At 65.3% G+C, this 26,022-nt stretch carries 25 protein-coding genes; 13 read left to right on the top strand and 12 right to left on the bottom strand.

The genetic code is table 11. The annotated features are described in order from the left end of the window. Positions 1–94: 94 nt before the first annotated feature. The 4 genes from FQU96_RS00245 (at position 95) to FQU96_RS00230 (ending at position 4,095) form a co-directional block, all read left to right on the top strand. Positions 95–757 carry a response regulator gene (locus FQU96_RS00245; protein WP_146538832.1) on the top strand — a complete coding sequence of 221 codons (663 nt, stop codon included), beginning with the start codon at positions 95–97 and terminating at the stop codon, positions 755–757. Then, positions 754–2,082: an ATP-binding protein gene (locus FQU96_RS00240; RefSeq protein WP_146538831.1), complete on the top strand. Its 1,329-nt coding sequence runs from the start codon at positions 754–756 to the stop codon at positions 2,080–2,082. The genes FQU96_RS00245 and FQU96_RS00240 overlap by 4 nt, the downstream gene beginning before the upstream one ends. Before the next feature lie 70 nt (positions 2,083–2,152). Beyond that, on the top strand, positions 2,153–3,586 hold the full coding sequence (locus FQU96_RS00235; RefSeq protein WP_146538830.1) for a DegQ family serine endoprotease: 1,434 nt from the start codon (positions 2,153–2,155) through the stop codon (positions 3,584–3,586). A 74-nt stretch (positions 3,587–3,660) separates the two neighbouring features. Beyond that, positions 3,661–4,095: a carboxypeptidase regulatory-like domain-containing protein gene (locus tag FQU96_RS00230; protein ID WP_146538829.1), complete on the top strand. Its 435-nt coding sequence runs from the start codon at positions 3,661–3,663 to the stop codon at positions 4,093–4,095. Between the two features lie 27 nt (positions 4,096–4,122). On the opposite strand, the gene FQU96_RS00225 is transcribed toward FQU96_RS00230, so the two are convergent. The 3 genes from FQU96_RS00225 to nth form a co-directional block, all read right to left on the bottom strand. Then, complete coding sequence (locus tag FQU96_RS00225; RefSeq protein ID WP_178130216.1) at positions 4,123–5,313, bottom strand: CaiB/BaiF CoA-transferase family protein; 1,191 nt, start codon at positions 5,311–5,313, stop codon at positions 4,123–4,125. A gap of 207 nt (positions 5,314–5,520) precedes the next feature. Next, positions 5,521–6,651 (bottom strand): 3-isopropylmalate dehydrogenase, encoded by a 1,131-nt coding sequence (leuB, locus tag FQU96_RS00220; protein ID WP_255467749.1) that lies wholly within the window; start codon positions 6,649–6,651, stop codon positions 5,521–5,523. Between the two features lie 37 nt (positions 6,652–6,688). Next, complete coding sequence (nth, locus tag FQU96_RS00215) at positions 6,689–7,336, bottom strand: endonuclease III (protein ID WP_218574562.1); 648 nt, start codon at positions 7,334–7,336, stop codon at positions 6,689–6,691. Between the two features lie 76 nt (positions 7,337–7,412). Here nth and FQU96_RS00210 point away from each other — a divergent pair, with 76 nt between their 5' ends. Continuing rightward, positions 7,413–7,913, top strand: coding sequence for a DUF2244 domain-containing protein (locus FQU96_RS00210; RefSeq protein WP_146538826.1), 501 nt, complete (start codon positions 7,413–7,415; stop codon positions 7,911–7,913). A 4-nt stretch (positions 7,914–7,917) separates the two neighbouring features. On the opposite strand, the gene dapB is transcribed toward FQU96_RS00210, so the two are convergent. Beyond that, positions 7,918–8,721, bottom strand: a complete 804-nt coding sequence (dapB, locus tag FQU96_RS00205; protein WP_146538825.1) for a 4-hydroxy-tetrahydrodipicolinate reductase — start codon at positions 8,719–8,721, stop codon at positions 7,918–7,920. Positions 8,722–8,833: 112 nt separating this feature from the next. Here dapB and FQU96_RS00200 point away from each other — a divergent pair, with 112 nt between their 5' ends. Both FQU96_RS00200 and FQU96_RS00195 read left to right on the top strand, forming a co-directional pair. Then, the gene (locus FQU96_RS00200; protein ID WP_146538824.1) at positions 8,834–9,430 is read left to right on the top strand and encodes a TetR/AcrR family transcriptional regulator; all 597 of its coding nucleotides are present in this window, start codon (positions 8,834–8,836) and stop codon (positions 9,428–9,430) included. 93 nt (positions 9,431–9,523) lie between these two features. Continuing rightward, on the top strand, positions 9,524–9,973 hold the full coding sequence (locus FQU96_RS00195) for a hypothetical protein (protein ID WP_146538823.1): 450 nt from the start codon (positions 9,524–9,526) through the stop codon (positions 9,971–9,973). 3 nt (positions 9,974–9,976) lie between these two features. Here FQU96_RS00195 and FQU96_RS00190 read toward each other — a convergent pair whose 3' ends face one another. The 5 genes from FQU96_RS00190 to FQU96_RS00170 form a co-directional block, all read right to left on the bottom strand. Further along, on the bottom strand, positions 9,977–10,567 hold the full coding sequence (locus FQU96_RS00190; RefSeq protein WP_146538822.1) for a DNA-3-methyladenine glycosylase I: 591 nt from the start codon (positions 10,565–10,567) through the stop codon (positions 9,977–9,979). 102 nt (positions 10,568–10,669) lie between these two features. After that, positions 10,670–11,800: a molecular chaperone DnaJ gene (gene dnaJ, locus FQU96_RS00185; RefSeq protein WP_146538821.1), complete on the bottom strand. Its 1,131-nt coding sequence runs from the start codon at positions 11,798–11,800 to the stop codon at positions 10,670–10,672. Between the two features lie 124 nt (positions 11,801–11,924). Beyond that, complete coding sequence (dnaK, locus tag FQU96_RS00180; RefSeq protein WP_146538820.1) at positions 11,925–13,862, bottom strand: molecular chaperone DnaK; 1,938 nt, start codon at positions 13,860–13,862, stop codon at positions 11,925–11,927. 253 nt (positions 13,863–14,115) lie between these two features. After that, a complete protein-coding gene (gene grpE / locus FQU96_RS00175; RefSeq protein ID WP_146538819.1) occupies positions 14,116–14,787 on the bottom strand; it encodes a nucleotide exchange factor GrpE in 672 nt (223 codons plus the stop codon). 111 nt (positions 14,788–14,898) lie between these two features. Beyond that, on the bottom strand, positions 14,899–15,543 hold the full coding sequence (locus tag FQU96_RS00170; RefSeq protein WP_146538818.1) for a LysE family translocator: 645 nt from the start codon (positions 15,541–15,543) through the stop codon (positions 14,899–14,901). A 177-nt stretch (positions 15,544–15,720) separates the two neighbouring features. On the opposite strand from FQU96_RS00170, the gene FQU96_RS00165 reads away from it, so the two are divergent. Both FQU96_RS00165 and FQU96_RS00160 read left to right on the top strand, forming a co-directional pair. Next, on the top strand, positions 15,721–16,344 hold the full coding sequence (locus FQU96_RS00165; protein ID WP_146538817.1) for a TetR/AcrR family transcriptional regulator: 624 nt from the start codon (positions 15,721–15,723) through the stop codon (positions 16,342–16,344). A gap of 67 nt (positions 16,345–16,411) precedes the next feature. Next, the gene (locus FQU96_RS00160) at positions 16,412–18,082 is read left to right on the top strand and encodes an acyl-CoA dehydrogenase family protein (RefSeq protein WP_146538816.1); all 1,671 of its coding nucleotides are present in this window, start codon (positions 16,412–16,414) and stop codon (positions 18,080–18,082) included. A gap of 3 nt (positions 18,083–18,085) precedes the next feature. Here the strand turns inward: FQU96_RS00160 and hrcA are convergent, their stop codons facing one another. Beyond that, entirely contained in the window at positions 18,086–19,207 is a 1,122-nt protein-coding gene (gene hrcA / locus FQU96_RS00155; RefSeq protein WP_146538815.1) for a heat-inducible transcriptional repressor HrcA, read from the bottom strand. Between the two features lie 142 nt (positions 19,208–19,349). Between hrcA and rph the strand changes: the two genes are divergently transcribed. Genes rph through hemW form a run of 3 tightly spaced genes read left to right on the top strand, consistent with a single transcriptional unit; the run spans position 19,350 to position 21,925 of the window. Next, positions 19,350–20,072, top strand: coding sequence for a ribonuclease PH (gene rph, locus FQU96_RS00150; RefSeq protein WP_146538814.1), 723 nt, complete (start codon positions 19,350–19,352; stop codon positions 20,070–20,072). Between the two features lie 49 nt (positions 20,073–20,121). Continuing rightward, positions 20,122–20,703, top strand: a complete 582-nt coding sequence (locus tag FQU96_RS00145; RefSeq protein ID WP_255467747.1) for a non-canonical purine NTP pyrophosphatase — start codon at positions 20,122–20,124, stop codon at positions 20,701–20,703. A 52-nt stretch (positions 20,704–20,755) separates the two neighbouring features. Continuing rightward, positions 20,756–21,925, top strand: coding sequence for a radical SAM family heme chaperone HemW (gene hemW / locus FQU96_RS00140; protein WP_178130215.1), 1,170 nt, complete (start codon positions 20,756–20,758; stop codon positions 21,923–21,925). A 64-nt stretch (positions 21,926–21,989) separates the two neighbouring features. Here hemW and FQU96_RS00135 read toward each other — a convergent pair whose 3' ends face one another. Then, on the bottom strand, positions 21,990–23,189 hold the full coding sequence (locus FQU96_RS00135) for a porin (RefSeq protein ID WP_146538811.1): 1,200 nt from the start codon (positions 23,187–23,189) through the stop codon (positions 21,990–21,992). Between the two features lie 528 nt (positions 23,190–23,717). Between FQU96_RS00135 and FQU96_RS00130 the strand changes: the two genes are divergently transcribed. Continuing rightward, positions 23,718–24,284: a DUF3576 domain-containing protein gene (locus FQU96_RS00130; protein ID WP_218574561.1), complete on the top strand. Its 567-nt coding sequence runs from the start codon at positions 23,718–23,720 to the stop codon at positions 24,282–24,284. A 129-nt stretch (positions 24,285–24,413) separates the two neighbouring features. Here the strand turns inward: FQU96_RS00130 and FQU96_RS00125 are convergent, their stop codons facing one another. Then, positions 24,414–25,592 (bottom strand): OmpA family protein, encoded by a 1,179-nt coding sequence (locus FQU96_RS00125; RefSeq protein WP_218574560.1) that lies wholly within the window; start codon positions 25,590–25,592, stop codon positions 24,414–24,416. Positions 25,593–26,022 lie beyond the last annotated feature (430 nt).

Below are 26,022 nucleotides of genomic sequence, written 5' to 3'. Positions count from 1 at the left end.
CTCCACCTTCCGCGCCGTTTCCACCGCCCGCGAATATCGGTTACCTATTCGTCATTGTGGCGCGGACAGGCGCGCGACGCGGTGAGGTCGGCAAATGCGACTGCTTGTGGTCGAAGACGACCGCATGATCGGCGAGAGTGTGCGCACGGCGCTGCGCCAGGAAGGCTACGCCGTCGACTGGGTGCGCGATGGCGCCGACGGCGACGCAGCGCTGCAGGCCGAACGCTATGATCTGATCCTGCTCGACCTCGGCCTGCCGGGCAAAGGCGGGCTCGATCTGCTCAAGACCGCGCGCGCTCGCGGCGACGCAATGCCGGTGCTGGTCATGACGGCGCGCGACGCGATCGGCGATCGTGTGGCAGGCCTCGACGCCGGTGCCGATGACTATCTCGTCAAACCCTTCGACCTCGACGAGTTGCTGGCGCGCGTGCGGGCCTTGCTGCGCCGCCCGTCGGGCCGGCGCGATGTCGTGTTGCGACACGGCGATCTGGTCCTCGATCCGGCGCGTCACGAGACCACGTTGGCCGGCGCCCCAGTCAAGCTGACCGCCCGCGAGTTCGCGCTGCTGCGCATGCTGTTGCAGCGGCCGGGTGCTCCCTCATCGCGCCGCCGTCTCGAGGAAGCGATCTATGGCTGGGGCGAAGAGGTCGAGAGCAACGCGATCGAGGTGCACATCCATGCGCTGCGTCGCAAGCTCGGCGCGACCTGGATCCAGACGGTTCGCGGCGTGGGCTATATGGTACCGCGCCGGCCATGAGGTCGATCCGCCGCAATCTGCTCTTCGTCCTGATGGCCGCGGCGACCGCCATCGTCGTGCTGAGCGCCGTGGTCACGTACCGCATCGCGCGCCAGGAGGTTGACGGGATCTTCGACTATCAGCTGCGTCAGGTAGCGCTGTCGGTGGGCGAGCGGACGTCCGACATACCGTTTCTGCCCGGCATCGATACACCGGATCCGGCGCTCGACGTCGTCGTTCAGATCTGGAGCCGCGAGGGCGTCACTCTCTACTTCTCGCATCCGCATCGCGTGCTGCCCAACTGGGCGCGCATGGGATACGCCAACGTGGCGACGTCGGAGGGAACGTGGCGCGTGTTCGCCTTGCAATTGCAGGGCAGGACGGTCCAGGTCGCGCAGCCGATGAGCGTGCGCCAACACCAGGCGCTGTCGGCGGCATTGCGCATCCTCGTCCCCTCGATACTGCTGCTGCCGGCGCTCGCGATCGGAATATGGATGGCCGTCGGCCGCGGCTTGCGGCCGCTCGAAGCGCTCGCTGCCGAATTGAGCCGACGTCAGCCCGCAACATTGGGGCGTCTGACGTTGCCCGCGACGCCGTCAGAAATCGCACCTGTCGTGGCCGCGCTCAACGATCTGCTGGCGCGCCTGGACAAGGCATCGACGGCGCAGCGGGCGTTCGTCGCTGACGCCGCCCATGAGCTGCGCACCCCACTCGCTGCCGTGCGCCTGCAGGCGCAGCTGGTCGAACGCGTTACCGATGATTCGGTCCGCGCCAAAGCGCTGACCGAACTCAAGCGCGGATTGGACCGTATGACCCACGTGGTCCAGCAGTTGCTGACGTTGGCGCGTCAGGAGCCCGGCGCTGCCGGTGCAGAACCGGTCATCGTCGACCTCGCGACGCTCGCGCGTGATGCCATCGCGAACCATGTCGATATCGCCATGGCGAAGACCATCGACCTCGGCGCCATGTCACTCGACGACAGGGCGCGCATCGCAGGCGATCCGGCCGCGCTCGGCGTCTTGCTGGACAATTTGTTGGACAACGCCATTCGCTACACGCCAGCGAGCGGCAGGGTCGATGTCACCGTCGGCGTCGACGCCGGCCGGTCTTTCCTGGACGTCTCGGATTCGGGCCCCGGCATTCCGGAGAAGGATCGTCCGCACGTCTTCGACCGCTTCTATCGCGGCCAAGGTGCCGGGGAGCCCGGGAGTGGTCTTGGCCTCGCGATCGTCAAGGCGATCGCCGACCGCCATCATGCCGACGTCGTGCTGGGCACGGCGCAGCACGGTGGTCTGGCCGTCCGCGTCATCTTCGCCGCCTTCGATCCGGCGCTAAGCAAACCTTAAGGTTCGTCCCCTACATCGGCTTCGTTGAACCAGTCCGGTGCCCCCTCGGCCCGACGATACGGAGTCCGATATGCCCAGGAAGATCTTGACCCGCAGTCTCGCGGCCGCCGCCATCGCCTCCGCACTCGGTGGCGCAATCATCGGTCTGGCGCCCCAGACGCTCACCTCGTCAGTGGCACTCGCCGCGGGCCGGGACGAACAGCCGGCAAGAACGGCAGCGCCTGTGGCCGGGCCCGATTTCTCGTCGATCGTCGAGCGATTTGGTCCCGCCGTGGTCAACGTCCAGGTCGAAGGCACGGCGAAAGCAACGGCTGATGACGACGGGCCGTTTCCCGGCATGCCGCGCGACTTTGGCCGGCGCTTCGGGCGCCCTGATCGGCCCGTCCGTGGACTCGGGTCGGGCTTTATTGTCGAGTCCAACGGACTGATCCTCACCAACGCGCATGTCGTGCAGAACGCCAAGACGGTGATCGTCAAGCTATCCGACCAGCGGGAGTTTCCCGCCAAGGTCGTCGGCATCGATCGTGCCACCGACGTCGCTGTCCTGAAGATTGCCGCCAAGGACCTGCCGACCGTCACCATCGGCGATGCCAGTCGCATTCGCGTGGGTGAATGGGTCCTGGCCATCGGCTCGCCCTACGGCTTCGAGAACACGGTCACCGCCGGCATCGTTTCGGCGACGGCGCGTGGCCTGCCGAATCAGTCCTATGTGCCCTTTATTCAGACAGACGTACCCGTCAACCCCGGCAACTCCGGCGGTCCGCTGTTCAATACCCGTGGCGAAGTGGTCGGCATCAATTCCCAGATCTACTCCGACACCGGCGGCTACCAGGGCTTGTCGTTCGCAATTCCGATCGACGTCGCCATGAAGATCGAGAAGCAGCTCGTTGCAACCGGCACCGTCCATCGCGGTTGGATCGGCGCCACTGTCCAGGACGTCACGCAACCTCTCGCCGAGGCGTTCGGCCTGCCGAAGCCTGGCGGCGTTTTGGTCAGCAGCGTCGAGACAGACAGTCCGGCCGCCAAGGCCGGCTTGCAGGCCGGCGACGTGATTCTCACACTGGACGGCGGCGCGTTGATGCGCTCCGGCGACCTGCCGCCGCGGATCGCGGACCTGTCGCCCGGCACCAGGGCGACGCTGAGCGTCTGGCGGCGCGGCGAAGCCAAGGAGATGACATTGGCCATCGGCGAGCGTCACGCGGACGCCCAGCCGCAGGCCGACAATGCGCAGCCCGCGCAGGGTCGTCTTGGGTTGGCGGTGCGGTCGCTGTCGCCGGAAGAAGCCCGGTCGATCAACGAAGCCGGTGGTCTGCTGGTCGAGTCGGTGTCGGGACCGGCGGCGCGCGCCGGTGTCCAGCCCGGCGATGTCGTGCTCGCCCTCAACGGTGAGACGGTGAGCACGGTCGATGGCCTGCGCGTGCTGGCGGCCAAGGCGCATGATCGCGCGGCCCTGCTGATCCGCCGCGACGATGCCAAGATCTTCGTGCCGCTCAACCTCGGTTAGAAGCGGCACGTCGTGTGGCTGCCCGGCGAACGCAACCCGTGGCCGGACAGCCTTTCTCAAGCAGGAGTACGACCATGAAACCGTTCGTCATTCGATCGATCTTCGCCGCACCTGTCGTTGGCCTGGCCTTGGTGGCGTCGTTCGCCCCGGGTGTCCAGGCGCGCACGTTGCCGACTGAACAAATGCGCGGCGGCGTTCATTTCATCTCTGGCGGAATCGGAGCCGACGAGTCCGCCGCCATGCAGCGGGCTGCCGCCCACTATGCCCTGGAACTCGTCTTCGCGGCGCGCGACGGCGCCAACCGCGGCGACTATCTCGCGTACGTGCCCGTGACCATTCGCGACTCCGATGGTCGCACGGTGCTGCACACCCGCACGCGTGGCCCCTATCTGCTCGCTAACCTGCCGGATGGCACGTACAACGTGATCGCCACCGAGCACGGCGTTGCCAAGCAGCAAGTGGTGCACGTGTCGCCCGGCACGCACCAGAGCGTTGTCTTCGAGTGGTGAGTCTTTTCGCTGGCAGCGCGCGGCAGCCTACTCTGCCGCGCGTGCCGGTGGTGGCGCCGCACCAATGGCCTTGTTCGTGACCATCCCGTCGATCTGCGCCGCCGTATACCCCAGCTCTCGCAGGATATCCCGGCTGTGTTCGCCGATGTGCGGTGCGTGGTGCCGTTCGGGATCCTCGTGCGCTGCCGGCAAGCCCGGGATGTTCGCCACCGGCATGCGCGCGAAGCCATCCTGCTTGATCCAGTCGACGGCGCCGCTGTCGCGCACGTGGGGATGATCCAGGTAATCCTGGTAGTTGTTCACGCGCTCGCAGAACACGTCGTTGGGCTGCAGCAACGCAATCCATTCCTCGGTGGTGCGGGTGGGCATGGTCTCATTGAGCGCCTTGATGATTTTGGGCGCGTTCTTGATGCGGTCCTCGTGGGTCTGCAGCGCCGGATCGTCGGCGACATCGAGCCGGCCGATCAACTCGAACATCTTGCGGAAGTGATGCGGCCGCATGGCGCTCACCATGATGTAGCCGTTGCTGGTCTTGTAGCTGCCGGCCGGCATGTAGAGCGGCTGCGGTTTGCCCTCGGTATGCACCCATTCCATCAGCTTGGCGCCCTGCCACGCGGCGGCCGAGCGCATCAGACTGGAATCGATGTAGCTTCCCTCACCGAAACGGAACTGGCGCAGGATCGCCGTCGACAGCGCCTGGAAGGTGTAGAGGCCGGTCGTCACGTCGACCGCGATCATACCCTGTCGCCACGGCGTGCCGTCGGGCAGCCGGTTCATCACCATCATGCCGCCGAAGGCCTGGATCAGGCCGTCCACCGTCGGCCGCTTGCTGTAGGGACCGGTCTGGCCGAAGCCCGATACCGAGCAATAGACCACGCTGGGATTGGCTTTCTTGATGGCTTCGTAGCCAAAGCCCAGGCGCGTGATGACGCCGGGCCGGAAACTCTCGACCACGACGGCGGCCTTGGCGGCAATCTTGTTCACCACCGCGATGGCATCGGGTGCCTTCAGGTCCAGGGCCAGGGAGCGTTTGCCGCGGTTGAAGGCGATGGAGTGCGCACAGTGATCGCCCTCGATCTTGCCCAGTCCCCGCCCCCAATCGCCTTCCAGCGGTTCGATCTTGATGACGTCGGCGCCGTGCAGCGCCAACAGCATGGTCGCGTGCGGGCCGGCAACGCCCTGGCTGAAATCGAGAACCGTGAGGCCGGAAAAGGCCATGCGATCCATCATTGTCGGGAACCCCATCGAGCAGTGGCCTGTACCCACGCTGGCTAAACGATTGTTCACCGGCCGTCCACAATGAGGCCGGCAGGGGTGCCATGCGAGTGGTCGCGCTCAAGCGTGGCCATCAATGGCGCCCATTGGGAGTCATAAAAGAAGCTTTCCTTACTTCCTTTAGTAAGGATAACGGTATTCCGAGCGACCTTACGCACGACCGAGCGCATTGAGGACGGCGTCGCCCATCGCTATCGTGGAAAGGCTGGCCGCGCCGCGGACGGCGAGGTCGGCCGTGCGGGCCCCATCGCCTAGCACCACGTCGACGGCGCGCTCCAGCCGCTCGGCCTCAGCAGGAAGTTCCAGGGTTTCACGCAGGCACATGGCGAAGCTGAGGATCGCCGCCAGCGGGTTGGCGACGCCCTTGCCCGCGATGTCAGGCGCACTGCCGTGGATCGGCTCGTAGAGCGCCCGGCGGCCGTGGCTGCCCCGCGCTGACAGCGACGCCGATGGCAGCATGCCCAGGGAACCGGTGATCATCGCACCGCAGTCCGACAGCAGGTCCCCGAAGAGGTTGTCCGTCACGATGACGTCGAACTGCTTCGGCCAGCGGATGAGCTGCATGGCGCAATTGTCGGCCAGCATGTGATGGAGCTCGACATCGCCATACTCGGCGTCATGCACCCGCTGCACGATGCGCCGCCACATGGCTCCCGCTTCCATGACGTTGCCCTTGTCCACCGAATGCACCCTGCCCGGCTTGCCTTCGGCGCGCCGGCGCCGGGCCAGGTCGAACGCAAAGCGCGCCACGCGCTCCACCTCGTCGCTGGTGTAGACATGGGTGTTCACGCCACGCTCGCGGCCGTCGGGCAGCGTTTCGACCCCACGCGGCTCGCCGAAATAGACGCCGCCAGTCAGCTCACGCACGAACACGAGGTCGACACCCTCGACCACCTCGCGCTTCAGGGTCGATGCATCGAGCAGGCCGGGGATCGCGCGGATCGGACGCAGGTTGGCGAACGTGTCCAGACTCTTGCGCAATCGCAGCAGGCTGCCCTTTCGCCGCTCCCCGGGCGGAATCTTCGTCGCCTGGTCCAGCGAATCCATGGCGCCGAAGAGGATGGCATGGGCGGCCTCGATCTCCGCCCACGTCTCATCCGGCATCAGCGAACCGTATGCCTGCCAGGACGCCAGACCGAAGTGCCGCTGGCGCAACTCGATCGGCAGATGGCGCTTGTCCCGGAACCAGGCGGCGACGCGCCCGACCTCGCCCATCACCTCGGGCCCAATGCCGTCCCCGGGTAAAATCAACAGGCGGTAGGTATTGGCTGAGCTGGTCACAGGACGACTCCGAGCACTGGTCCGAGGCACACGACGGTCAGACCGCGATCGTCTTGCCCTTGAACCCGCAAATATCAGCAACGACGCATGTCGGGCAGCTGGGCGAGCGTGCCCGGCAGACATAGCGGCCGTGCAGGATCAGCCAATGATGGGCATGGCGCAGGTACTGTTGTGGCGTCCGCTTCAGCAGTTTGAGCTCGACCTCCAGCGGAGTCTTGCCCGGCGCCAGGCCGGTGCGGTTTCCGACCCGGAAGACATGCGTATCGACGGCGATGGTCGGCTCACCGAAGGCGATGTTGAGAACGACATTGGCGGTCTTGCGACCGACACCCGGCAACGCCTCCAGAGCCTCGCGATCGTGCGGAACCGTGCCGTCGTACTGGTCGATCAGGATCTTCGACAGGCCGATCACGTTCTTGGCCTTGCCGCGGTAAAGGCCGATCGTCTTGATGTAGTGGGTCAGCCCGGCTTCACCCAGCGCCAGCATCTGCTGTGGCGTCGTCACCTTGGCAAACAGCGGTCGCGTCGCCTTGTTCACGCCGGCGTCGGTCGCCTGGGCCGAAAGCACGACCGACACCAGAAGCTGGTAGATGTTGTCATGCTCGAGCTCGCCCTTCGGTTCGGGATCGCGCTCCTGCAGTCGCCGGTAGAACTCTTCGATCTGGGCCGGCTTCAGCTGGGCCATTCCCTACTCCCTCGCGTCCATCCGACGCATCATGTCGCCCGTGGCCGTCCGGCGCATCGGTCGCTAAGGTGTAGCGATGAGCGAGGCTGTCGCACAAGCCGTGCATTTCAACGCCACGCTGGTGCCGCACCGCAGCCTGTCGCGACGCGGCTTCCGGTTGCTCATCACTGTGCTGCTGGTCGCCAATCTGTTGATCGGCCTGCCGATCTTTCTGCTGGGCGCCTGGCCGGTGATCGGCTTCATGGGGCTTGATGTCGCGCTGGTGATCGTGCTGTTCCGGCTCAACTACAAAAGCGGCCGGCTCACGGAAACACTGACCCTGACCGACGATGCCCTCATCGTCACCCGCATCGACCCGGAAGGCCTGGTCGAGGAGAGCCGGCTCGACGCCTACTGGCTGCGGGTCGAGATGGACGACCCGCCCGAACACGAAAGCCGGCTGACCCTGATCTCACGCGGCAATCGGCTGGTGGTCGGCCGGTTCCTGACGCCCGACGAGCGGCTGGAGGTGGCCAAGGCACTGCGCACCGCCATCGCGGGCGTCAAGGCACCGACCTACGATCATCACTGGAATTGACGTCCTACCCCGCCAGCCCGAGCACGTCCTTCATGGTGTACAGGCCCGGCTTGCGCGTCACGACCCACTGTGCCGCCTTGAGCGCACCGTTGGCGTAGATCTCGCGGCTGAAGGCGCGGTGCGTCAGTTCCAGCCGTTCGCCGATGCCGGCATACATCACGGTGTGAAAGCCGACCTCATCGCCGCCGCGCAAGGTGGCGAAACCGATCTCACCCACCGGCCGTGCGCCGGTATGGCCATCACGCGTCTTGCGCCAGACGGCCTCCAACTGGACCTGTCGGCCTGCTGCGGCGGCGTGGCCCAGCGCCAGTGCCGTGCCGGACGGCGCATCAATCTTGTGTCGGTGATGCATTTCCAGCACGTCGATATCGTAGTCCGGGTCGAGCAGAGCGGCGGTACGCTCGACCAGCGCCATCAGCACATTGACGCCCAGCGACATGTTCGCCGCCCAGACGATCGGCACACTTTGTGCGGCGACTTCGATGCGCTTGGCCTGATCGGGGGCAAGGCCCGTCGTACCGATCACCATCGCCACGCCCTTCGCGGCGGCAATCTCGGCATGCGCAACCGTCGCTTCGGGGACCGTGAAATCGATCACCACCTGGGCCGCAGCAATCGCGCTGGCCGTGTCATCGGTGATCTTCACTCCCAGCGCCTCGAGACCTGCCACCTCGCCCGCGTCACGACTCAGTGCCTTGCCGCCCGGTGCCTCGACGGCCGCCGCAAGCTTGGCGCCCGGCGACTTGGCGATCTGCCGCACCAGCATCTGGCCCATCCGTCCGCTGGCGCCCGTGATGGTGATGTCCATGTTGCCCCTCCACGCTTCCGGCTTGTTGTAGCGCGTCGGAACAACCAAGGCGAGGTCGTGTGTGCGCACATCGCTTGCCGAACCGGCACGATCACACTAAGGCTCGCCGGTCATGACTGGTGCTCAACCACCCACGGACGCGACCCGCGATCGCATTCTCGATGCGGCGCTGGCCTGCCTGCGGCGCTACGGCGGCGCCAAGACGAAGATCGAGGATATTGCCAGCGAAGCCGGCCTGGCGCGGACCGGAGTCTATCGATACTTCTCGAACAAGCGCGAGATCGTCGCCGCACTCGCCGACCGATGGATGACCGAAGATAACGGCGCGTTAGCGAAGATCGCTGCCGACCGCAACGTGGCCGCCGGCATCAGGATCGAACGCATGGCCAGGGCGACAGCACGCGCCGTGCGCACGCGATACCTGGCGGAGACCTGCCTGATGGAGGTCATCGACCAGGTTATTCGCAATCTCACTTCGCTGATCCAGCAGCATCGGGCCGAGACCCGCGGGCTCTACCAGCAGGTCATCGGTGAGGGCCTGGCGTCCGGCGAGTTCACATCGGTCGAGCCGGCACGTGACGCTGCCGCCTTGATGGATGCGTTGGAGATGTTCGCCAATCCGGCGTCGGCGCAACTCATCCCCTCGGCGCAACTCGAACGGCGCGCCGGTGCCGTCGCTACTCTCGCCGTACGCGGTTTTGGCAAATAAGACATTTGACAAATTTTGTCTTATGTCTTGTCATGATGCTCCACGAAAGGACGCGTCATGAAACGAAGCTTGCGGCGTATCCGGATTCGCACAATGGCGTGGACCGTGCTCCACGTTGCGGCGTGGCTGGCGCGCCGCCCGGCATGGCAAGAACGAACGCTGCACTTCATGCGCCGCCTCGCCGATTCGGCAGCGGCACGTGGGCGAGTAGGCCCCGCGGCGGATCTCGCGGATCTGGGACGGCAGTGGCAGAAGGCGTTCGGCGGCAAGGCCAAACACCCGGTGACGGCGATCACGAACGACACCGTCTATGGCGAGATCCACACCCATTGCCCTCTACGCGGCACAGGCGACACACAGGCCTGTTGGCGCATGATGGAGTTCGACCGGGCCGTGTTGGCCAAGGCCGGCGGCCAGTTCGTTGTGCTGCGTTCGCAGGCAGAACCGGGCGTTACGGTCTGCCAGGTGGCCATGCGTACGGCGGCGGCGCGTCTCGATGACCTTGTGCCGGCGCATGTGCGCGCCGTCGGCTCCGGTCGATAAGTGTTACGAAGCGATGCTGCAGCAGCCAATGACATGGTCGTCGACCATGCCCGTGGCCTGCATGAAGGCATAGCAGATGGTCGGCCCGACGAAGCGGAAGCCGAGTTTGGTCAGCGCCTTGGACATCGCCTCGCTCTCGCGAGTCTGCGCCGGCACCTGCTTCAGCGTCCGCGGACGGTTAACCTTCGGCTCACCGCCGACAAACGACCACAGAAATGACACCGGATCCTCCCGCTCGGCCAGCGCCAGCCAGGCACGCGCGTTGGTGACGCTGGCGTCGACCTTGCTGCGGTTGCGCACGATGCCAGGATCGGCCAGCAGCCGTTCCAGCTTCTTGGGCGTGTAGCGGGTGATCCTGGCGGGATCGAAGCCGTCATAAACCTTGCGATAGTGCGCCCGCTTGCGCAGGACGGTCAGCCATGACAGGCCGGCCTGACAGCCCTCGAGGATCAGCAGCTCGAACAGCGCGTGCGGTGCACGATGCGGTCGTCCCCACTCGTCATCGTGATACGGAAGATAGAGCGGATCATCGCTCACCCAGCCGCAGCGCGGCTTGCCGTCGGCCAGTGTGACAAGATTGTGTTTCAAGACCATGCGACGCTCCCGACGGCGACACCGCCTGCAGCATGCCCCAGAAATGCCAACGCCGGCCAGAGGCCGGCGTCCGCGCGCATCGGGATATCCTGGGACGAGCGTCTAGTCGCCGCCGAACATCTCCTTGACCTTGTTGAAGAAGCCTTCCGATTCCGGCGAGGTGTCGTTGCCCTTGCCAGCCGATTCGAACTCCTTCAGCAGTTCCTTCTGGCGCGCCGTGAGATTCACCGGCGTTTCGACCAGGGTCTCGATGTAGAGATCACCCTTCTGGGTCGTGCGCAGCACCGGCATGCCCTTGCCGCGCAGGCGGAACTGATGGCCGGCCTGTGTGCCGGCCGGGATCGATACCCGCGCCATCTTGCCGTCCAGCGTCGGCACTTCGATCGAGCCGCCGAGTGCGGCCTGCACCATGCTGATCGGCACCCGGCACAACAAATCAGCGCCGTCGCGCTCGTAAAGCCGGTGTTTGCGCACCGACAGAAAGACGTAGAGATCACCCGTCGGCCCGCCACGGGCGCCCGCTTCGCCTTCACCCGCCAATCGAATGCGCGTGCCATCCTCGACACCGGCCGGAATCTTGACGTTGAGCGTCTTGTCCTTGCGGACGCGGCCAGCACCGTGACAGACGCGGCAGGGCTTTTCGATCTTCTGCCCAGCGCCGTGACACGTCGGACAGGTTCGCTCGATGGTGAAGAACCCCTGCTGCATGCGCACGCGACCGCGGCCCTGGCAGGTCGGACAGTTGACCGGCCGCGAACCCGGTTCAGCACCGCTGCCGTGGCAGGTGTCGCAGCTCACGGAGCTCGGCACACGCACGCTGGCGTCGCTACCGGCAAAGGCCTCTTCCAGCGAAATTTCCAGGTTGTAGCGCAGGTCGTTGCCGCGCGCCGGACCACTGCTGCGTCCGCGACCGCCGGTGTCGCCACCGAACATCTGCTCGAAGATATCGCTGAAATCGAAACCGCCGCCGCCGAACGGGCCGCCGCCTGGTCCGTTCGGGCCGGCACCGCCCTCGAAGGCGGCCGCGCCGTAGCGGTCATAGGCTGCGCGCTTCTGCTCGTCCTTCAGGATGTCGTAGGCGTGGTTGATTTCCTTGAACTTCTTTTCGGCCGCCTTATCACCCGGATTGCGGTCCGGGTGGTATTGCATCGCGAGCTTGCGGTACGACTTCTTGATCTCGTCCGCACCCGCGCTGCGCCCAACGCCAAGCAGTTCGTAGAAGTCCTGCGCCATGCGGCCTGTTCCTCGGGCAACGGCCCAGCGGGCACCGTCGCATCTCCCCCCGGAGACTGTTCTGGCCCGCAGTCCCCTCGTAGAGGGATGCGGGCCAGAGCTTTCATACCGTTATTGCCGCGGCTCAGCCAGTGCCGCTCTTCTTCTTGCTGCTGTCGGTCACGTCTTCGAAATCGGCATCCACGACCTTGTCGTCCTTATTGGCCGGCTCCGCGCCCGCAGGGCCGGCGCTCGGACCAGCGGCCGAAGCGTCCGGCTGCTGGGCCTTGTACATGGCCTCGCCGAGCTTCATGGCCGCCTGGGCCAACGCGTTGGTCTTGGACTTGATCTCCTCGGTATCCTCGCCCGCCATCACGGACTTCAACGCTTCCATGGCGCTTTCGATGGCGGCCTTGTCGGCGGCCGGCACCTTGTCGCCATGCTCCTGCACGTTCTTCTGCGTCGAATGCACCAGGCTCTCGGCCTGATTGCGGGCATCGATCAGTTCGCGCTTGCGCTTGTCCTCGGCTGCGTTGGCTTCCGCCTCCTTGATCATGCGCTGGATGTCGGCATCGCTCAGCCCACCCGAGGCCTGGATGCGAATCTGCTGCTCCTTGCTGGTGGCCTTGTCCTTGGCCGACACCTGCACGATGCCGTTGGCGTCGATGTCGAACGTGACCTCGACCTGCGGCATGCCGCGCGGCGCCGGCGGGATGCCGACCAGGTCGAACTGGCCCAGCAGCTTGTTGTGCGCTGCAATCTCGCGCTCGCCCTGGAAGACCCGGATCGTCACCGCCGTCTGGTTGTCGTCGGCGGTCGAGAAGATCTGGCTCTTCTTGGTCGGGATCGTCGTGTTGCGGTCGATCAGGCGCGTGAAGACACCGCCCAGCGTCTCGATGCCCAGCGACAGCGGGGTCACGTCGAGCAACAGGACGTCCTTGACCTCGCCCTTCAGCACTGCGCCCTGCACCGCGGCGCCGACCGCGACGACTTCGTCCGGGTTGACGTTACGGGCCGGCTCCTTGCCGAAGAAGCCCTTCACCGTCTCGATGACCTTGGGCATGCGGGTCATGCCGCCGACCAGGATCACCTCGTCGATCTGACCGGCGCTGACACCGGCGTCCTTCAGCGCCGCGCGGCACGGCTCCAGCGTGCGCTGCACCAGGTCTTCGACCAGCGCCTCGAGCTTGGCGCGCGACAGCTTCAGCACCAGATGCTTCGGACCCGAGGCATCGGCCGTAATGAACGGCAGATTGATCTCGGTCTCCTTGCTGTTGGACAGCTCGATCTTGGCCTTCTCGGCGGCTTCCTTCAGACGCTGCAGCGCCAGCTTGTCGCCGCGCAGGTCGATGCCGTTGTCCTTTTTGAACTCATCGGCCAGGTAGTCGATGATCCGCTTGTCGAAGTCTTCGCCACCCAGGAACGTGTCGCCGTTGGTGGCCTTCACCTCGAACACACCATCGCCGATTTCGAGTATCGAAACGTCGAACGTGCCGCCGCCAAGGTCATACACGGCGATCAGGCCGGACTTCTTCTTGTCCATGCCATAGGCCAGCGCGGCCGCGGTCGGCTCGTTGATGATGCGCAGCACGTCGAGGCCCGCGATCTTGCCGGCGTCCTTGGTCGCCTGGCGCTGGGCATCGTTGAAGTAGGCCGGCACAGTGATCACAGCCTGCGTCACGGCGGCGCCGAGATAGGCTTCGGCCGTCTCCTTCATCTTGGTGAGGATGAAGGCAGAGACCTGGCTGGGGCTGTACTGCTGGCCGTCGGCCTCGACCCAGGCATCGCCGTTGGCGGCCTTCACGATCTTGAAGGGAACCATCGAGGCTTCCTTCTGGACCATCGGATCTTCGAACCGACGGCCGATCAGGCGCTTGACGGCATAAAGGGTCTTCATCGGGTTGGTGACGCCCTGGCGCTTCGCGGCCTGGCCGACCAACCGCTCGCCGGAATCGGCGAAGGCAACCATCGAGGGGGTGGTACGCGCACCCTCGGAATTCTCAATAACCCGGGTGTCGCCCCCTTCCATGACGGCGACGCACGAGTTGGTCGTGCCCAGGTCAATACCAATAACCTTCGACATTGCTAGCCTCTCTCTTCTGTGGCGGGCCGGACCAGCCCTGACGGCACTGAATCGGCTCCCTGGAGCTGGGATTATCGCGACACTGGCAATAACCCGTGTGCAACATGGGCTATATAGGGTGCAACGGTGGCGCTGCAACGGGTCGTTTGGGCCGGCCGCAGGGCATTTTGGCCTGCTGGAGGCCTAAATCGCGCGATTTAGGCCAGTGCGGCGCAGAAATGGCCGCACCGCTGCCTTATGTGAAGAGCGGGCATCATGCCCCGTCGGCATCCACCGCCGCATTGGCCGGCTCCGGCTCGGCAGACGTCGGCGCGGCGACCGGCCCCCCTTTGGCCACAACGACCATGGCAGCCCGCAACAAGCGGTCGTTCAGCGTGTAGCCATCCATGAAGACCTGGGCGACCGAGTTGTTGGGCCGGGTCGGGTCCTGGACTTCGCTGACCGCTTGGTGCAACTGCGGGTCGAACGGGGCACCCAGTGCCGCGATTTTCTTGATGCCATGGCGATCGAACACGCTGAGCAGTTCACGCTCCGTCGCCTGAACGCCGGTCACGACGTTCTTCAGCCGATCATCCAGGCCCTCGCCGTTGGGCGGCAGCGACGCCAGCGCCCGGCTGAGATTGTCGGCGACCGACAGCAGATCCTTGGCGAACCGCGACACGGCGAACTTGTGCGCTTCTTCGACGTCGAGCTTGGCCCGGCGGCGTGCATTCTGCGCGTCGGCGGCCGAGCGCATCCAGGTGTCGCGCGCGGTGGCCAGTTCCGCCTCGAGCGCCTCAATCTTGGCTTCGGCTGCCGCGCGGATGACCTGGGCAGGATCGGCGGCGTCCGAACGTGTCGCGCCGGGCGCGTCGGGAATATCGAAACCGGTGTCATCGGGCGCTGGAGCGCCGGGCGACTTGTTCTTTGCGGGTTCGGTCGGCATGACTTTTCCTGTCGGCCTGAACAATTCTGAAAACGGCGGCGGCGAGACCAAAGCCCCGCCGCATGCCCCGCACTTAGGGTCTGTGACGGTCCGGGTCAAGCCAGTGCGCGGTCAGCGCTGCTCTGCGGCCAACCGCAGGCCAAGCCCGACCAGGACGGCACCTGTCAGGCCGTCCAGGATCTGGCGCACGCGGCGTCGGCGCAGGAACGCGCCGGCACGAGCCACTGCCGTCGCATAGACCAGCAACCAGACGAAGGTCATGGCACTGAAGACCAGCCCCAGGATGACGAGCGACGCGAACGAGGCGTCGCCCGGCGGTGTGAACTGGGGCAGCAGGCTGGGAAAGAACGCAGCCATCTTCGGGTTGCCGAGATCGCTCACCAGGCCCTGACGATAGGCCCGCCACGGCGCCAACCGCCGAACCGCAGACACCTCGCCGAGGCCTCTTGGAGCAGGCTGCGATCGAAAGGCCGCCAGCAGCGACTGAGCGCCCAGAAAAATCAGATAAGCGGCGCCAGCAAACTTCACGGCCAGGAATACCGGTTCCGACGCCAGCAGCAGTGCAACGACGCCGACACTGGTCGACAACGCCCAGATGGCCAGGCCCGTGGCGACGCCCAGGGCGGTGAAAATGCCGCCCACACGGCCACCCAGCAGCGTGTTGCGGACCGTGACGGCTGTGTCGGGGCCCGGGGTCATGATGACCAGGGCAGCGACGCCGAGATAGGCGACGAAGAGATGGGAGAAGATGTCCATGGCCTGCCGTCTCGTGCTTTGAAGCGCGCGCCCCCGGTAGGGCCGAATGGCGGCAACGCCTCCTGGCTCAAACGATACATCAAATCTGCGGACTATAAAGTGAATATATGTTCAATTCATACCCGCTCGCGTACCATGGCACCGGCCCGGGCATCACGTGGAGGGATCTGAGTTTCAATGGCTTATCGCAAGACAGAACGGGTGCAGGAGCAGCTGGCCGATAAACGCTTGCGCATCCTGAACGCAGCGCGGCAGCTGGTGAGCGATGGCGGCTTCCAGGAAGCGCCTATCACCGCAGTGGCCGCGCTGGCTGGGGTCGCGACCGGTACCGTCTACCGATACTTTGCATCCAAAGCCGAGCTGTTTGCCGAGGTCGTCAGCGAAACCTCCCAGCGCGAGCTGGAGGTGGTATCGGCCATCGTGATGTCCGATGGTCCGGCGACGCGGCGACTGGCCGATGCCGTGCGCACATTCGCACGGCGGTCGCTGCGCGGTCGACGGCTGGCCTATGCCTTGATCGCCGAGCCGGTCGACCGCGAGATCGATGCGACGCGGCTGAAATACCGGCGTGCCCTGGGCCGCGTCTTCGAAACCATCGTCGAGCAGGGCATTCGCAGCGGCGAGTTTCCGCAGCAGAACGTACCCGCCGCGGCCGCCTGCCTCGTCGGCGCCTGCATGGAGGGTCTGGTGGGGCCCCTGTCGCCCGAGAGCCTGGCCCTGGAGGACGACGGGCAGGTACTGATCGACAGCATCATCGCCTTCTGCCTGCGCGCCGTATCGGGCACGACGGGGTCAGCTTGACTCTTGTAGTGAATCATAGTTCATTTCTTTAAGAAGTGAATCTTAGTTCACTACAAGGGAGGCTCGCATGCCCGCACCATTCGCGACGGATCCCGTCACCCACGAGGTGACCAATCAGGTGCCGCCGCTGGTCGACTACAACGCCTACACCCAAGACGCCGTGCTGGTGGCAGCGCTCGATCGCGAGGGCGGTGGCTGGGCAACCGGCGAGGCCCGTGCGCTGGGCGCCACGGTCGGCAGCGCAGCGGTACAGGAGGCGGCGCGGCTAGCGAACCGCCATACGCCCGAACTCAGGACGCATGACCGCACGGGCCATCGCATCGATTTCGTCGAGTACCACCCTGCCTATCACGAGCTGATGCGCCATGCCTTCGGTGCCGGTGTGCATTCCTTCGCGTGGACGCACGACCGTACCGGATCGCATGTGGCGCGTGCGGCTCTCAGCTACCTGTGGAACCAGGCCGAAAACGGCACCGCGTGCCCGACCGGCATGAACTATTCGGCGATCCCCCTGCTCGCGAAGACACCGTCGGTCGCCCGCGAGTGGATCCCGGCGCTGAACGCCACGCACTACGATCCGCGGCCGATCCCGATCACCCAGAAGACGGCCGCGACCATCGGCATGACCCTGACCGAGAAGCAGGGTGGCTCGGACCTGCGCGCCAACGCGACGCGCGCGCAGGCCCTGGGCCGCGCCGAACCCGGTGAGCCCTATGAGATCAGCGGCCACAAATGGTTCTGCTCGGCACCCATGTGCGACGCCTTCTACACGCTGGCCTACACCGACAAGGGCCCAACCTGCTTCCTGGTGCCCCGGTCGCTGCCGGACGGACAGCGCAACCGGTTCTTCATCCAGCGCCTCAAGGACAAGCTGGGCAACCGCTCCAATGCGTCCTCGGAGGTCGAGTTCAACCGCACCTTCGCCTGGGCCCTGTGCGAGGAAGGCCGCGGCATCGCAGCCGCCATCGAGATGATCCATCTCACGCGGCTCGACTTCGCGATCGGCTCCGCCGGATTGATGCGCCAGGCCCTGACCCAGGCCCTGCATCACACGGCACACCGGCGCGCTTTCCAGCGCGCATTGGCCGACCAGCCCTTGATGCGCAACGTGCTGGCCGACCTCGCCATCGAAAGCGAAGGACATACCGTGCTGGCCTTCCGGCTGGCGCGGGCCTGTGACGCAGCACGCCGGGGTGATGCCGAGGCGGCGCTGTTCGAACGTATCGCCACGCCCGTGGCCAAGTACTGGGCCTGCAAGCGCGCGGCGCCCTTCGTGCACGAAGCGCTGGAGTGCCATGGCGGCAACGGCTTCGTCGAAGAGCACGTCATGCCCCGGCTCTATCGCGAAGCGCCCCTGAACGGCATCTGGGAAGGGTCCGGCAACATCGTCGTGCTGGACGTGCTGCGCGCCATCCGCCGCAACCCGCCGGCGCTGGCGGCCCTCTTCGCCGATATCGGTCGGGCGCGCGGCAACGATCGTCGGCTTGACGCCATTGCCGATCGCCTCGAGGCCGATTTGCGCAATACCGCCGATATCGAAACGCGTGGCCGGTCACTGGTCGAACGCTTGGCCCTGGCGCTGCAGGGCGCCCTGCTGGTCCAGCATGCGCCCCACGCCGTCGCTGATGCCTTCTGCGCGTCGCGCCTCGACGGTTACGGGGGCCACGCCTTTGGCACGTTACCGTCGGGGCTCGATCTCAGTGCCATCGTCGAACGGGCGCGGGTCGCAGCAGCCTGACGCCTAACCCACCAGCCGTCCGACAACCTTGGCCGTATAGTCGACCATTGGCACGATGCGCGCATAGTTGATCCGGGTCGGCCCCACAACGCCGATGGCGCCGACGATCCGCTCCTGGCTGTTGCGAAACGGCGCCACGATGACGGAGCATCCGGCATGGCCGAACAGCGGGTTTTCGGCACCGATGAAGATCTTCACGCCTTCGGCGCCGCCCGCCAGCTCCAGCAGCCGCTTGAACGATTCACCGCGTTCCAACGCATCGAACAGGCGCCGGACATTCTCGAGATCCTCCAGCGCCGTGACATCCTCCAATAGCCGCGCCTGACCGCGCACGATCAGCGCCGAGCCCGGCTCGCCGCTCCAGGTCGCGAGCCCCGCCTCGACGATTCGCTGGGTCAGTGCGTCGAGCTGCGCCCGCTGGGCGCTCAGTTCGGTTTCGATGATGCGACGGGCCTCGTCGAGATTGCGGCCCACCAGACGCGCCGACAGGTAGTTGGTGGCCTCGATCAGAACCGATGGCGGCAAACCCAGCGGCGTTTCGATGATGCGGTTCTCGACCGTCCCGTTCTCGGTGACGATCACGACGAGCGCGCGGCCGGGCCCGAGATTGACGAACTCGATATGCTTCAGCGGCTGCTCGATGCGCGGTGCGATGACCATGCCGGCGCAGCGCGACAGGCCGGACAGCAGGCTGGATGCCTCGCCCAGCACGTCCTGGACGCTGCGGCCAACGGCGGCGCAACGGCCATCGATATTATCGCGCTCCTCCTGCGACAAGTTGCCGATCTCGAGCAGGCCATCGACGAACAGGCGCAGGCCGGCGTCGGTCGGAACCCGGCCCGCCGACGTGTGAGGTGCAAACAGCAACCCGGCGTCCTGCAGGTCGGCCATGACATTGCGGATGGTGGCCGGCGACAGTTGCTCGGTCAGGCGCCGGGTCAGGGTGCGCGAACCGACCGGTTCACCGCTCTCGACATAGGCCTCGACGATACGCCGGAAGACCTCGCGCGCCCGCTCGTTGAGCTCGGCGACGGGCGCGCCCGCACCAGCCAGCGTGCGCGCGATGCTGGTTTCGAGCCGCGACGCGGCGGTCTGGGAAGGTTCTACACGGTTGACGCGGCTCATTGCTGGCTGCACCTCCGATGACCAAAGAGTTAGGCTTGGGTGTGTCCTGCGTCAACGCGCGATCGCACCGCAGCAAATAGTAGTTGTCGGCCCAATACGTTCCGGTGTTGGTGTCGTCAGCACAACAGGAAAAGAGACCATCATGCGCCCATCCGGCCGCGCGCCCGACCAGCTCCGCCGTATCGAACTCGTCCCCGGCTTCTCGCGCCATGCCGAAGGCTCGTGTCTGGCCAAATTCGGCGACACGCACGTGCTGTGCACGGCCAGCGTCGAGGACAAGGTACCAGGCTTCCTGCGCAACACCGGTCGCGGCTGGGTGACGGCCGAGTACGGCATGCTACCGCGCTCGACCCATACCCGCACCGACCGTGAAGCGGCGCGCGGCCGCCAGTCAGGCCGCACACAGGAGATCCAACGCCTGATCGGGCGGGCGTTGCGCGCCGTGATCGACCTGGAAGCGATGCCCGATACGACGATCAAGATCGATTGCGATGTGCTGCAAGCCGATGGCGGCACACGCACCGCCAGCGTCACGGGCGCCTGGGTGGCGCTGCGCCTGGCCGTCGACGGGCTGGTGCGCGGCGGCAAACTGGCGCGCAATCCCGTGGCAGGCCAGGTGGCCGCGGTTTCGTGCGGTATTCATGAGGGCACGCCGGTGCTGGATCTCGACTATCCCGAGGATTCCAGCGCCCAGGCCGATGCCAACTTCGTCCTGACCGGCACCGGCGGCATCGTCGAGGTGCAGGGCACAGCCGAGAAGGACCCTTTCAGCGAAGCGGAATTCCTGGCGCTGCTGGCATTGGCCCGCAAGGGGATCGGCGAACTGTGCGCGGCTCAGCGCACGGCGCTGGGCCTCTCGGCCTGAGATCCGGGGGCCAAGAGTGGTGCGCCGTTTGACAGGACAAAAGCTCGTCGTGGCCACGCATAACCGCGGCAAGGCCGACGAGATCCGCCAGCTGCTCCGCGGCTATGACGTCGCCGTCGTATCGGCGGCCGACCTGGGGCTTGCAGCGCCTGAGGAAACCGGCGTGACGTTCGAGGACAATGCGACACTCAAGGCGCGCGCCGCGGCCGCCGCAGCCGGACTGCCGGCGCTGGCCGACGATTCCGGTCTGTGTGTCGCGGCACTGGATGGTCAGCCCGGCGTGGTCACGGCAGATTGGGAGGGCCCGACGCGGGATGCTTTGGTCGGCATGACCCGCATCCAGCGCGAACTACAGGCGCGCGACATCCCCGACACGCCGGAGGCCCGGCGTGCAACCTTTGTCTGTGTGCTGGCGCTGGCATGGCCCGACGGCCACTGCGACGTGGTGCGCGGCGAGATGCCGGGCCATATCGTTTGGCCGCCGCGCGGCAACGGCGGCCACGGCTATGATCCGACGTTTCGGCCTGAGGGCTCGCCGCTGACGTGCGCTGAGCTGGAACCGTCAGCCAAGAATGCGATCAGCCACCGTGGCGCGGCGTTTCGCAAGCTGATCGCCGCGTGCTTCGGGTGACAACGCCAGCGCGGGTCAGTATGGATCCACGCTGCTGCCGAGCATAGGCACCATGCCCGACCCGCTCTTCGCCATCTATGTGCATTGGCCGTTCTGCCGGTCGAAGTGCCCGTACTGCGACTTCAACAGCCACGTTCGCGATACCGTCGATCAGCGCCGCTGGCGCAACGCACTGCAGGCGGAGTTGTGGCACTACGCGGCGCAGACCGCCGGCCGCACCGTTACCAGCATCTTCTTCGGCGGCGGCACGCCATCCCTGATGCCGCCGGAGACCGTGGCCGCCGTCATCGCGTCGATCCGGAACCTGTGGTCGGTGGCGGACGACGTCGAGATCACGCTGGAAGCCAATCCGACGTCGGTCGAAGCTGGTCGGTTCCAGGCGCTGCGCGGTGCCGGCGTCAACCGCGTGTCACTGGGTGTCCAGGCCTTCGACCGTGACGCGCTTCACTTTCTCGGTCGGGAACACGACGTCGACGAAGCCGTTGCCGCACTGACGTTGGCGCGCGACGCGTTTCCGCGCCACTCGTTCGATCTGATCTACGCTCGCCCGGGGCAGACCGTCGATCGATGGCAAGCCGAGCTGAAGCATGCGCTGGGCTTCGTCCGCGATCACCTGTCGGTCTACCAGCTCACCATCGAGCGCGGGACGCGCTTCTGGCAGGACCATGCGCGCGGCCTGTTCACCCTGCCGGACGAGGACACGCAGGCGGCCCTGTTCGAGACGACGCAGGCGCAACTGAGCGACGCCGGCCTGCCCGCCTACGAGATCTCCAATCACGCCCGTTCCGGTGGGACCTGCCGGCACAATCTCACCTATTGGCGCTACGAGGACTATGTCGGCGTCGGCCCCGGCGCCCATGGCCGTCTCACGCGGGCTGATGCGGGTACCGTGCGCAAGCGCGCCACACGTCAAGTGACAGGGCCCGAGGCATGGCTTGAACAGGTCGAGGCGGACGGCCATGCCACGGTCGAGGACAGCACAGTCGATGGTCCCGATCTGATCGCGGAAGCGATGATGATGGGACTGCGCCTCGTGGACGGGATCGATCGCGCTGCCTTCCGGCGCGTCACCGGTGTCGATCCGGTCGCCGCTTGTGATGCACAGGCTTTGCGACAGTTGATTGAAGGCGGTTTCGTCGTGGCTGATGAGCATGGGCTGCGTGCCACGCCGACTGGTCGCCAGGTGCTTAACGCGGTCCTGGCGCGCCTGTTGGCACGGTAGGCACCACACAAAAAGAGAGCGGGCCGAAGCCCGCTCTCCCTACTCAGACCCGAGAGTATCGGTATCAGAAGGTCAAAGCCGTACCGAGGATGACGGCCCAGGAGTCCGCCTTCTCGCTCTTGGTCTGGCCCGAGCCCATGTAGTAGATCACGCCGCCCGTGAGCTTGATGCCCGGCGAGAGCGCGTAGTTGGTGCCGATTTCGAAGTAATCGAGCTTGTCCTTGCCCGGTGCGCCCGCGGTGCCGCCGTTGGCGTCCTTGTTGCGGCCGCCCCACCAGCCCGCTGACAGCTGCCACGGACCCGTTTCGTACATGAGCGACGCGGTGTACCAGTTCGTGGCGTTCTTGCCCCGCAGGCCGTTGTTGTCGCGACCAGCACCGCCGCCCAGCGTGAAGCCGGAGAAGCCGATCTGCGCACCGACTGCCCACGACTTGTAACGGCCGAAGATGTTCGGGTTCGCCGCGTTGTTCACGCCAGCTGCGCCACGATCAAAGCCCGCGGTCGCATAGGCGCCGTACAACGCGATCGACACGTCACCGAACTTGTTCAGGTAGTTCGCCGAGATGTCGAGACCGTTGTGCCAAGCGTTGCCGTTGCGCGGGCAGTTGCTGAAGTTGCCACCCGCCGTGCGCGAGCGACAATCGGCCGCCGACGCCGTGGCGGAGAACGACGGCGTGTACGAGAAGCCGATCTGGAAGCCGGCAAAGCGCGGCGTGAAGTAGGTCAGCTTGTTGGAGTCACCGCTGAAACCGGCATTGTGGGCAGCGCCGGTGCCAAGGATGTTGCCGCCACGACCAGCGTTTTGGGCAGTGCTGAAAGCACTACCAAAGTAGTTGAAGTTGTGGTCGTTGAAGCCCCAGCCGATCAACGCTGACGGCGACGAGTACTGCATCTTGAACGACGCCGAGTCGGTGCCGCCGAATTCGATGCGGCCCCAATCGCCGAACGCGAAGATGTACTCTTCGTCGAGCTGATCGTTGGTGCTCGTGGAACCACCGCCCTGCGACCAAGCTTCCAACTCGACGCGGATACCAATCGACGTTCCGTTGTCCAGCTTCGTCGTACCGGTGAACCAGATTTCGCCTTCGTACTTGAAGTTCTCCGGGCGATAGCTGCCGGCAGCATCCCTGTCAGTATGACCGATGGCGATCATCGCCTGGAAATAACCACGCAGTTCGAGCTTGATCGGGTCGGCGGCCATCGCCGGCGCGGCGATGAGACCACCGGCGACCAGCGCGGTCGTGCCCAGTAGTGCTTTTTTCATGTTCTCCCTCTCTCGTGGGTCTGAAGTACGCTACGCAGGTCGGACCGTGTTGGCCGGTTCGAGGGGTCTAAGCCTGAGCCGGCCAACAAACCGCCCCCGCCACGAACGGACGACGACTCATGTAACCACCGGGTCGTAATCAGGGTCAAGAAACCAAAGGGCTTTGACATGATTCTTTCGGAAGGTGTGTCTATTCGGCAACAGATTGTGGCTCCACCATTATTTGCCATTTACGAATGCCCTGAGCCGGCGGAGTTGAGACTTCAAATTAAGCGAATAATCAATTCACATTCTCTGTGAGTTTTTAATCGAGACGGACGTTCGGCAACGTTGATTCGGGAATTGGAATCGCCCGAAATGCCCCCACTCACAGATGAAAATATTCAATCACTTCCATGGTCCGGCGTGTCAGCGGCCTTGCCGCCCAATCGGAAGTGCCCCTATAACAAACGACATGGGCAGTCATGCCCGACGTCTGAGGCAGCGGCCGGATTCAGGGAGTGTTCGGTCGCGCAGGAGCAGTACTCGATGATTCGTATCGTCCGCCCGGGTGCAGCGGCACTCGCCGGTCTTGTCGTCATGGTGACAATGGGTGGCCTGGTTGGGTGCAGTCAAAACCAGGGCTCGGATTCCGAGACGATCGACCGGCGCCGCGATGCCATTCAGCGGGGCATCGGTGGCCGTACGCAGCCGTCGGACAGTGGACTCTTCGGTCCCGGTGGGCTGTTCGGTTCGCGGGACGACAAGAGGAAAGGCCTGGACGAACCCGGTATTGCGGTCAACGCCTACCTGTGGCGTGCCTCGCTCGATACGGTTTCCTTCATGCCGCTGGCATCGGCCGATCCCTTTGGCGGAACAATCATCACTGATTGGTACACACCACCGGAAAACCCCAACGAACGGATGAAGGTTCAGGTCACGATCCTGGATCGCGACCTGCGCGCTGATGGTGTGCGCGCGTCCGTCTTCCGCCAGACCATGGCGGGCAATCGCGGCTGGGTGGATGCCAACGTCGATCCCCGGACCAGCCTGGAGCTGGAAAACCAGATTCTGACCCGCGCCCGGCAACTGCGTATCGCGCAGACCGGCCAATAAGCTAGCGCGGCGATTCCGTCCCAGCGGGGAAGTCCGCCGGGGAGGGGAGCGACGCCGGTCGTCGCTGGAAGTCAAAGCAAAACGGGCGCCCCTCGGGGCGCCCGTCGCTTTTCGATCCTGTCGGATCGCTTAGTTCAGGACGATCTCGACACGGCGGTTCTGCGGCTCGCGCACGCCGTCGGCCGTCGGGACCAGCGGTTGGCTCTCGCCACGGCCAACCACGACGATCTGCGTCGCCGGGATACCGTTGCGCACCAGCTGATCCTTCACCGCGTTGGCGCGGCGCAGGGACAGGGCCATGTTGTAGGCGTCGGTGCCGGCGCGATCGGTGTGACCCGTCACGTCGATCCGCGTCGTGCGGCCCGCCTTGGCCTGATCGGCCGCCTGCTTGATCGTGTTGACTGCCGTCGGCGTCAGGTTCGACCGGTCAAAGTCGAAGAAGACGATGAACGAGCGGACTTGACCCGGCGGGGTGACCGGCGGTGCCGCAACGCCCGGAGGCGGTGCGCCCCAGTTGTAGGCCAGACGCACGAACGGTCCGTGGACCAGCTCACCCGAGCGACCCTTCGGGCCGCCGCCACCTTGCGCCAAGGCGTGGTTCACACCGTCGAACCACTCCAACTTATAGCCGACACCCAGATGGACCAGCGGCGACACCTCGACGTCGATGCCGATGCGCGCGCCGATATCCCAAACCAGACGCTTGCTGTTCAGGGCGCCACCCGGCGGGACGCTCGTGCTGCCCTTCGTCTTGCTGTACAGGAACGACGTATCGACGCCGCCGAACAGGCTGACGATATCCGTCAGACGGAGCGAGCCATCGACACCGATCTTCGGACCGATGCCCCAGGAGTACGAGCCATAGCCGAAGAGCGGCGCAACGCTATCCGAGAACGAAGAGCGCCACTGCTGATAACGCACGCCGATGAACGGCCGCACACCGTAACCGGGGCCCGTGATGTTGTAGCCGACTTCGCCGTCGACGTTCCAATAGGTGTTCTTCGTGCCATGCCAATCGAAGACACCGGCGCCCTTGCCCTTGTTACGATCGAAGTACCGGCCGCCCAACGCGAGATCGAACGCGCCGTCGAAGCGATAGCCGAGCTTGCCGTCAATGCCCCAGCCGTTGCCACGGCCGGCCTTGCCGCCGAGGTTAAACGCCTCGCTGACGCCCGTCTTGCCCGGCAGAATGTACATGCCGTCGAGGTAGCCAAAGAAACCAGGTCCGGTCTGCACTTGGGCCTGGGCCGCTCCGGCCATCAGGACGCCGAGGGAGACACCTGCCAGCAATGTTTTCCGCATACCCATTCCCCTCTCTCGTTTAACGCCTATCCCTAGGGACCGCTCCGCAGGGATGGCGGTCTCTCTCTTCCTGCCGTCGAACAATCTAACCCGGACCACGCGCTAGCCTAAAGTCTTGATCTGCAGTTTCAGTGCACGCGGCGTTGGAATTCTGAAAGGTGTGGCATTCCCGCAACATATGACCCGATCATCCCAGGTTCGCGTGACAGGAAGGCGACCCCAACCGCGGTTCGACACCCTACCGTAGCCAAGGACGCGGCCGAACCAAATCAGAGAATGTCCCGTCGCAGGATTTATTTCATGTTTTTGCACTGCAAGATTACTTAATGGCTGCATGACAACGACCTTGACGCCGCTGGGATGGCACGGCATGCGCTGCGATCCGGTTTTCGCAAGGTGATGTGCTGCCTCCGCAGTCGCACCAGCGCGCAGTGGG

Source organism: Reyranella sp. CPCC 100927 (assembly GCF_007859315.1).
Classification (GTDB): domain Bacteria; phylum Pseudomonadota; class Alphaproteobacteria; order Reyranellales; family Reyranellaceae; genus Vineibacter.
This window is presented reverse-complemented; position numbering and strand designations above follow the sequence as displayed.